The 8,474-nt window shown below is 65.8% G+C and carries 7 protein-coding genes and 2 pseudogenes; 2 read left to right on the top strand and 7 right to left on the bottom strand.

Annotated features, from left to right (window positions below; all coding sequences use genetic code 11):
- The 7 genes and pseudogenes from mraY to WEA77_RS01300 form a co-directional block, all read right to left on the bottom strand.
- Window positions 1–330, bottom strand: a pseudogene (mraY, locus tag WEA77_RS01330) (phospho-N-acetylmuramoyl-pentapeptide-transferase); the annotation flags it as partial.
- The gene (gene murF / locus WEA77_RS01325; protein ID WP_368066074.1) at window positions 330–1,766 is read right to left on the bottom strand and encodes a UDP-N-acetylmuramoyl-tripeptide--D-alanyl-D-alanine ligase; all 1,437 of its coding nucleotides are present in this window, start codon (window positions 1,764–1,766) and stop codon (window positions 330–332) included. The pseudogene mraY and the gene murF, both read right to left, overlap by 1 nt.
- Complete coding sequence (locus tag WEA77_RS01320; RefSeq protein ID WP_368066073.1) at window positions 1,763–3,199, bottom strand: UDP-N-acetylmuramoyl-L-alanyl-D-glutamate--2,6-diaminopimelate ligase; 1,437 nt, start codon at window positions 3,197–3,199, stop codon at window positions 1,763–1,765. Before WEA77_RS01320 ends, murF begins: the two co-directional genes overlap by 4 nt.
- The gene (locus WEA77_RS01315) at window positions 3,196–4,830 is read right to left on the bottom strand and encodes a peptidoglycan D,D-transpeptidase FtsI family protein (protein WP_368066072.1); all 1,635 of its coding nucleotides are present in this window, start codon (window positions 4,828–4,830) and stop codon (window positions 3,196–3,198) included. Before WEA77_RS01315 ends, WEA77_RS01320 begins: the two co-directional genes overlap by 4 nt.
- On the bottom strand, window positions 4,827–5,177 hold the full coding sequence (gene ftsL / locus WEA77_RS01310; RefSeq protein ID WP_368066071.1) for a cell division protein FtsL: 351 nt from the start codon (window positions 5,175–5,177) through the stop codon (window positions 4,827–4,829). The genes WEA77_RS01315 and ftsL overlap by 4 nt, the downstream gene beginning before the upstream one ends.
- Window positions 5,174–6,202 carry a 16S rRNA (cytosine(1402)-N(4))-methyltransferase RsmH gene (rsmH, locus tag WEA77_RS01305; RefSeq protein WP_368066070.1) on the bottom strand — a complete coding sequence of 343 codons (1,029 nt, stop codon included), beginning with the start codon at window positions 6,200–6,202 and terminating at the stop codon, window positions 5,174–5,176. The genes ftsL and rsmH overlap by 4 nt, the downstream gene beginning before the upstream one ends.
- Window positions 6,202–6,765: a division/cell wall cluster transcriptional repressor MraZ gene (locus WEA77_RS01300; RefSeq protein ID WP_368066069.1), complete on the bottom strand. Its 564-nt coding sequence runs from the start codon at window positions 6,763–6,765 to the stop codon at window positions 6,202–6,204. The genes rsmH and WEA77_RS01300 overlap by 1 nt, the downstream gene beginning before the upstream one ends.
- Window positions 6,766–7,252: 487 nt before the next feature.
- On the opposite strand from WEA77_RS01300, the gene WEA77_RS01295 reads away from it, so the two are divergent.
- Window positions 7,253–8,170, top strand: a complete 918-nt coding sequence (locus WEA77_RS01295) for a hydrogen peroxide-inducible genes activator (RefSeq protein WP_368066068.1) — start codon at window positions 7,253–7,255, stop codon at window positions 8,168–8,170.
- A gap of 122 nt (window positions 8,171–8,292) precedes the next feature.
- Window positions 8,293–8,474 (top strand): annotated as a pseudogene (locus tag WEA77_RS01290) (MFS transporter); the annotation flags it as partial.

The following is an 8,474-nucleotide window of genomic DNA, read 5'->3' as shown; positions in this document are numbered from 1 at the left end:
GCCGAGGAAGGCAAAGGAGAAGGTTACAAACAGCGTGACCCAGACATACGGGTTCGCGAGGTTGCCCCAGAGCGCGACGCCGACGATCAGGCCGAGCCAGATCAAAAGGCCGCCCATCGTCGGCGTGCCTTTCTTCGACATCTGCGCTTCCAGCGACAGGTCGCGGATCGGCTGCCCCTTGCCCTGGCGCGCGCGCAGCGCGTTGATGATCACATCGCCGAAGATGACGGTCACGAGAAATGCCGTCACCACTGCCGCACCGGTGCGGAAGGTAATGTAGTTCAGGAGATTGAAGGCACCGCTTGGCGCGGCGAGCCATTCATACAACATCAGCTTACCCTCGCAGGCCCTTCTGGCCCGCCATCCATCTTGCCCAGACCGGCCGCTGCACTCCATTGGCGCAAGCGGTCCGCTAACCGAGCCATCCCGGAGGCATTCGAGCCTTTGATCAAGAGAAGATCACCGTCTTTCAGGGCTTTTTGCAGTTGATTCCACAAGTCATCCGCTGACGGAGCAGAGGCCTGCGGAAGACCTGGCGGAAGCGCTTCGGCGAGGCGCTGCATTTCGGGTCCTGCAAGGAATACTCCATCGACGCCGGCGTCAACGATCGGGCCGGCGAGAGCCACGTGCTCATCGCCCGACGTCGAACCGATTTCGCGCATGTCGCCGAGCGCGGCGAGGCGCCGGACGCCCGTGCGCTGCGCAAGCGAGGCCAGCGCCGCCCGCATGCTGGCGGGGTTGGCATTGTAGGCGTCGTCGATCAGCGTGAAGGATCCGCCATCCGGAAGGGCCAGGGTTTCCGCCGTCCCGCGCCCAGGCGGCGGCGCATATCCCGAAAGCGCAGCCGCACACTCCTCGACCGAGCGTCCGGTCTGGCTGGCCGCGAGCAGGGCGGCGGCAACGTTCAGCGCCCAATGCTCGCCCACGGCATCAATGGTCACCGCCGCGCTGCGGCCGACCACATCAACGGTGATGCGGGAGGTGCGCCCATCCGTTTCGTATCCGGTTATGCGCGCGGTGGCGTCCGGCGAACGACCGAAGGTTTCGACATTGCCGGTCGGGCAAAGTTCGCGCGCGCGGGCTGACAAATAGTTGAGGAAGGCGTCTTCCGCCGGCAGGATGATCGTGCCGCCCGCCTCGAGGCCGGCGAAGATATCGGCCTTCTCGCGCGCGATGGCTTCGACCGAGCCGAGACCCTCAAGGTGCGCCGACGCGATGCATGTAATCAGCCCGATCTGCGGGCGCACCATATGGCTGCGCGGCGCAATCTCTCCCGGCGTATTCATGCCGATCTCGAACACAGCGCGCTGCGTCTCTTCCGGCATCCGCGCCAGCGTCAGCGGCACGCCCCAGTGATTGTTGAAACTCTTGGCGTTGGAATGCGATGGCCCGAACGCCGCATAGATGCGTGCCAGCATTTCCTTGACCGAAGTCTTGCCCGCCGAGCCGGTCACGCCCGTGCGCACCGCGCCGGAGCGGATGCGCGCTGCAATGCCGAGCGCTGTCAGCGCGTCCAGCACATCGTCCACCTGCACGGCAGGGCCGCCGTTTACCGGCCGCGAGACCAGTGCGCCCGCCGCGCCGGCCCTGAACGCCGCCTCGACAAAATCATGCCCGTCACGCTGATCGGTCAACGCGACGAAAAGGTCGCCCGGCTGCAGGGTCCGTGTGTCGATCGACACGCCGCCAGTCACCGTGAACGGCGCCGTTGCCGCGCCGCCGGTCGCCAGCTCTATATCCTCGGAGGTCCAGAGCGCTTGCGTCATGCCCGCGCCCCTGTGAGCGCTTCGCGCGCCTCTTCCTGATCGGAGAAGGGCAGCACCTGCTTGCCGACGATCTGCCCGGTCTCGTGCCCCTTGCCCGCGATCACAAGTGTGTCGCCTTTCTTCAGTTCGCGCACCACGGCGCGGATCGCCTCCGCCCGGTCGCCGATCTCGCGCGCGCCCTTGGTGCCGGCAAGCACCGCCGCACGGATCTTCGCCGGATCTTCCGAACGCGGATTATCGTCTGTGACGATCACGTCGTCCGCCTGACGGCTCGCAATCTCGCCCATCAGCGGACGCTTCTTCGCGTCCCGGTCACCGCCGCAGCCGAAGATCACCTTGAGCCGCCCGGCCGTATGCGGGCGCACCGCGCGCAGCAGCACATCCAGCCCGTCCGGCGTATGCGCATAGTCCACGAACACGGCCGCGCCGGTTTCGGTCTTGCCCACGAATTCAAGGCGTCCCTTGACCGGCTTGAGATTGGCGAGCCCGTCGGCCACCGCTTGAAACTCCATGCCGAGCGACAGGCAGAGCGCCGCCGCTGCCAGCGCGTTGAGCGCCTGGAACTCGCCGATCAGCGGCAGCTCTACCGGCTTCTGTTCGACATCACGCCAATAGAGGAACAGCGACTGGCCTGCCTGCTTCGGCATCAGCTCATCGATCCACAGATCCTCGCCGCGCCAGCCGAACGAGACAACCTGCAGGCCCGCCGCCCGCGCCGCATTCTCGAAATCATCCCGCTGCGGACTATCGGCATTGACGATCGCCGGAATGCCTTTGGGCGCAAGGGAAGCAAACAGGCGCAGCTTCGACTGGAGGTATTCCTCCATCGTGCCGTGATAATCGAGATGGTCCTGCGTGAAATTGAGGAAGGCCACCGCCGACAGGTCCACGCCGTCAAGGCGGTGCTGCTCCAGCCCGTGGCTCGAGGCTTCCATCGCGCAGTGCGTCACGCCCTGCCCGGCCAGCGCCTTCAGTGTCTCGTGGATGGTCACCGGATCGGGCGTCGTATGCCCGACATCAATCTTGCCTGCCGGGCCGATGGCGCCGAGCGTACCCATGGAGGCCGCCTTCAGTCCCGCGCGGCTCCAGATCTGGCGCGCGAAATCGACCGTCGAGGATTTGCCGTTTGTGCCTGTGACGGCGACCACGAATTCCGGCTGAGCGGCGTGGAAGCGTTTCGCCGCCAGCGCCAGTGCGCGGCGCGGCTCGTCAGCGATCACATGCGGCACGCAACCGGCCTCGGCGCTGCCATCCGAGAGGATCGCCGCAGCGCCCTTCTCGATGGCCATGGCTGCGAACGTGCTGCCATCCTGAACGCTGCCCTTCAGGGCGGCGAACAGGAATCCGGGTTCAACCTTGCGGCTGTCAGCAGTCATTCCGAGGATCTCGGTCTCGCCGTTCTCGGCGAGCGGGAAGAGGTCCTTCAATTTCACAGGGCACTCCTTTCTGGGGTCCTTGCGGTCTGGCCAGGCCGGGCGGGGCGCACATCGTCGAAGCGCGGGGTCACGCCGAACAGCGGCGCCACACGTTCGATGATCCGGCCTGCCACGGGGGCTGCACTTCCTGCCGCTGTTGCGCCTCGGCCGGGTTTGGCCTTGGGGTTATCCAGCGTCACGATCAGGGCATATTGCGGGCCGTCCTCGGGAAAGACCGCCGCAAAGCTCGAGATATTGGCATTCTTGTCATAGCCGCCGGCAATCGCCTTCTCGCCGGTGCCGGTCTTGCCGGCCACGCGGTAGCCGGCCACTTCCGCGGTCTGGCCCGTGCCGCGGATCACCGACTCGCGCATCATCCGCGTGACGATTTCCGCAGTGATCGCCGACACAAGCCGCACCGGCTCGGCCTCTCGGTCAGGGTCGAGCAATAGCGTCGGCGGCATCATCTCGCCGCCATTGCCCAGCGCGGAAAACGCCGCGACGAAAGCGAGCGGCGAGACTGACATGCCATGGCCATAGGAGATCGTGGCCGCCGTCACTTCGTCGATATGCTTGGGCACAAGCGGGCGCTCACTGCCGGGCAGCTCGATGGGCGCGCGGCTCAGCAGCCCCGCGTCATCGAGGAAAGTCTTCAGCCGCGCCACACCCAGCTCACGCGCAATATGCACCGTGCCGATGTTGGAGCTTTCGACCATGATTTCCGTCAGGTTCGCGGTCTGGGCAAACTTGTGGGTGTCCTTCACTTCGAAACCGCCGACGAGGATCGGCTGGCTGACGTCAAAGCTGTCATTCGGGCGCACCGCGCCGCGGTCCAGCGCGGCGGCGACCGTCAGCGGCTTGAAAATCGAGCCAAGCTCATAGACGGCGCCAACCGCGCGGTTCAGGCGCGATGGATCGTCGGCAGGTATCTCCGTGGCCCGGTTCGGATCGAACGCCGGCCAGCTCGCCATCGCGAGCACTTCGCCGGTGCGCGTATCCATCAGGATCGCGGCAGCCCCTTCCATCTCGTAATCGGAAGCAGCCGTCGCCAGTTCAAACTCAAGCGCTGCCTGCGCTTCGACATCCAGCGTCAGCTGCACCGGCGCATCGCCGCTCGCGAGCGCCTTGTCGAGCGTACGTTCGACACCGGCAATTCCCTCGCCGTCCACACTCACCTGGCCAAGTACATGGCCGGCAAGTTCGCCGAGCGGGTAGGCGCGGCGCGTTTCCGTGCGAAAGCCGAGGCCTTCAAGGCGCAGGTCCATCACCGCTTCGCGCTGGCGCGGTGTCAGGCCGCGCTTCACCCAGACGAACTTGCGGGACGGGTCCGACAGGCGGTCTTTCAGGTTGGTGCCGGACAGTTCCGGGAACATGCCGACCAGCCCGTCATACACCTCGTCCACGCTCCAGATCAGGCTCGGATTGACCCACAGCGAATGGGCCTCAACCGTGGTCGCCAGCAACTGGCCGTTGCGGTCCCGGATCTCGCCCCGCAGCGCCTTGGGCTCGGTCCGGGCCGCCATGGTCGCGGCGCTCGATTCCGGCGCGCCCGACAGCGCAAGATAACCGCCCCGCCCGGCCATCAGGACAAAGAGCCCGCACAGCACCAGCCCTGCAAGCCGTGTCCGGTCGCGCGAGGCTTCGCTCATGGGGTTGCCCCTCCAGCGTCTTCAGCCTGCTGCGCACCGGCCACCTGCCCGAAGCCGTCGGTGGGCGGACCCACAACATCGTCAAGGTCGTCCTCGTCCGCCATCTGGTCGGCCTTAGGCGGCGCCATGCCCAGTTCCTTGCGGGCGTATTCTTCGATCCAGGCCCGCCGGCTCATGTGCGCCAGCTCGGTTTCGAGCACCGCCTTTTCCTTTTGCGCCTGTTCGATCTGCGCCTCGACCGCCATCAGGTCGGCGGCCGTATCGCGGGCGCCATACTTGGCACGGTAAAGGCTGAAAACGAGAAGGGCTGCGACCAGCAACCCGAAGAAAAATGCCCGCCGGCTCATGTGGAGGCCTCCAGCTCATTAATCGGCGGCAGGTCCATTCCATCATCCGCCGGACCGGCAAAGGCAGCAGCATCCGTCCGACGCGCCGCCCGCAGTCTTGCAGAACGTGCGCGCGGATTGGTTTCCACTTCCTTTTCAGATGGTTGCAGCGCCTTGTTTGTAATCTGCTCGAAGCTCGGCGCACGGGGTTTGGCGAGCAGGGGCACATGCCGCGACCCGGCCGGAGCCCCGCCCGTGTGCTCGCGCAGCCATTGCTTGACCAGCCGGTCCTCCAGCGAATGGAACGTCACCACGACCAGCCGCCCGCCGGGCCTCAGCACGGCCTCGGCCGCGCGCAGGCCCCGGGCCAGTTCGCCCAGCTCGTCGTTCACATACATGCGGATCGCCTGGAAGGTCTGCGTCGCCGGGTGCATCCGAGCGCCGCGCCGCCCGCCCACGGCCACTTCCACCAGTGCCGCAAGGTCCGCCGTGGTGTCAAACGGCTGCGAGACGCGCCGCTCGACGATCGACCGGGCAATCCGGCGCGCATTACGCTCCTCGCCCAGCCGGAAGATGATGTTGGCAAGGTCGCGCTCGGCCGTCTGGTTCACTACATCCGCCGCCGAAGGGCCTGAGGCGCCCATCCGCATGTCAAGGGGGCCGTCCTTCATGAAGGAAAAGCCGCGTTCCGCCTCGTCGATCTGGAAGCTCGACACGCCGATATCCAGCACCACGCCGTCGACCTGCGGACGCCCCGCCTGCGCCAGCAGCGCGTCCAGATCGCCAAACCGCCCAAGCAGCGGCACCAGCCGCGGAAACTCCGCCGCCAGCGCCTCTGCCCGCATGATCGCATCAAGATCGCGGTCAATACCGAGCACGGAGCAATCCGCCGCCTTCAGGATTGCCCGCGAATACCCGCCGCCGCCGAATGTGCCATCCGCGATCACGTCGCCGTCCGCCGGCGCAAGTGTTTCCAGCACTTCCGTCAGCATGACGGGCAGGTGCCCCGAAGGCGCCGGTGCGCGTGTGCCTGTGTGCGCTGCCATCAGCCTGCCGCCCCGCGCGAAGCTGCCGCCCGGCGCCTGCGCACTTCGCGGTAGGCTTCGTGGAAGGCGTCCAGCGTCGCCGGCTGCTGCGCGATGCCGTTCTGACGCGCCCGGTGGGCTTCAAACCGGGCAGGGTCCCAGATCTTGAAGCTCTCGATTGCGCCGGTGAACCGGATGCGCCCGGAGATGCCGGCCGCTTCACAGAAATCGTCCGGCAGCTTGATCCGGCCGGTTTCGTCGATCTTAAGGTCGGCCGAGCCTGCAATCACCGACGTAACGAAGGCTTCGCGGACGGGAGATTGCAGCGGCAGCTCGGCCAGGGTCTCGGCGTAAAGCTCCATCAGGGCCTCGCCGCCGCCCTCAAGCGCGCCCGATCCGTCTGGCGCTATCCAGATGAAAACGCGGGAGTTTCCACCCAGGGCAGCGCGATAGGGTGCCGGGATCGAAACCCGCCCTTTCGCGTCAACAGCGCCCTCATAGGTGGAAAAAAACACCCGCCCATCCTCGTCCTGATTTGCCTCAACCCCACCATGGGTAAACCATGTGTAAACATGGACTACCATGGGCAGGTATGGGCCTCAATGGGCACTCAGACCGAATCGGGATTTCCACACAAGACCAATAAGGGAACAAAATGTGCCCATCGGCGGAACCCGGTGGATCCCAGGCATGGGGCCTCGTGGGAGGCTATAATTTTTCCTAACCTTTTCCAGAGCTTGAGCCTGTGTGTTGCGATGCCGCATCGATCATAGTGGAAGCGTTGAATCTACCGGAACGGGCACAGAACCTTACCAGCCTGCAATGTGCGCCCGCCCGGGGATCAGGCACGTCCGGCACACTGCGTGCGCACAACATCCGTGACCGGAAATGCGCGATCCGCATACGGCGGCTGGCAGGAGAACCATCCGGAACCGGCGCCTGAAGCGTTCGATAAGGGGGGAGGATCGAAGCGGCACCGGAACCGGATGGCGTCCTGTTGCTCCTAATGTATCGCAGCCCCCGGCCAATAAGAAAAATTGATTATTCCAGAATTTGACATAGATATATTCTATGAATCTTCCCACGCTCCGACAGTTGCAGTTCCTCGTCGCCCTCGGTGAAACCGGCTCTTTCTCTCGCGCGGCTGAAGCCTGCCACGTCACCCAGCCAACCCTCTCGGCCGGCATCAAGGAACTGGAGGACCTGTTCGGCGTCTCCCTCGCCGAGCGCGAGGCCCGCGGCGCCACACTCACCCATGCCGGCGAGATCGCCGCCGCGCGCGCCTCGGCCTTGCTCGCCGACGCCCATGCGCTCGTGCAGTCGGTCACCACGGCTGGCGAGCGCTTCTCTGGCCCTTTCAATCTCGGCGCCATCCCGACTATCGCCCCGTTCGTCCTTCCGCAGACCGTCAGCATACTGACGCGCCAGTATCCGGGCCTTAAACTCTACCTCACCGAGGACCGGACCAACCGGCTCATCGACCAGCTGAAAGCCCGCACGCTCGACGCGGCCTTCATCGCCCTGCCCTATGACGCGCCCGGCATCGAGACGATGACCCTGTTCGACGACGAGTTCCTGCTCGCCGCCCCGGTCGGCCATCCTCTCGCCCGCAAGAATGGCCTGTCTCCGGAGGACCTGAAGGACGAAGACCTGCTGCTGCTGGAGGACGGCCACTGCCTGCGTGAACACGCGCTGTCTGTCTGCCGACTGAAGTCCGGCGCCGGGCGCGAGCAGGTCGCTGCTACCTCGCTCGGCACCCTCGTCAACATGGTCGCCGGCGGCCTCGGCGTCTCGCTTATCCCGCGCCTCGCCGCCGACAACGGCCTGGCGCTCGGACCTGATGTTGCCATCCGCGCTTTCGTGACGCCGATCATTGGCCGCCAGATCGGCATAGCCTGGAAAGCCGGCAGCCCTCGCGCCGACGAGGCCCGCCAGCTGGGCGAACTCGTCCTGGAACACATGCATCCCCGGGCCGCTGGAAAGGCCTGAAAACTCTTTTCCCGGCCCCCTACCGCCGCGCTTCCAACCCGCGTATCACCCGCAGGTCAATTCTGGCGAAGGAGTCGCGGGGACATGGCGGTGCAGGCGGATCACCGCACATCGGAGTCCCCATGAGCCTGAGCGACCCCTGGCGCGCATCACTGGCGGCCTTCGCGGTCAACCTCGTGCTCGGCGCGAACCTGCCTTACCTGCCCGTATGGATGGAAGAAGCCGCCGGCATGTCCGGCGCCGAGATCGCGGGCGCCGCAACCATCGCCATGATCATCCGCATCCTCGCCGGTCCGATCTCTGC

The sequence above is a fragment of the Hyphomonas sp. genome (assembly GCF_040882205.1).
Lineage (GTDB): Bacteria > Pseudomonadota > Alphaproteobacteria > Caulobacterales > Hyphomonadaceae > Hyphomonas.
The sequence above is the reverse complement of the archived record's forward strand: the minus strand, read 5'-3'. Positions and strand labels throughout refer to the sequence as shown.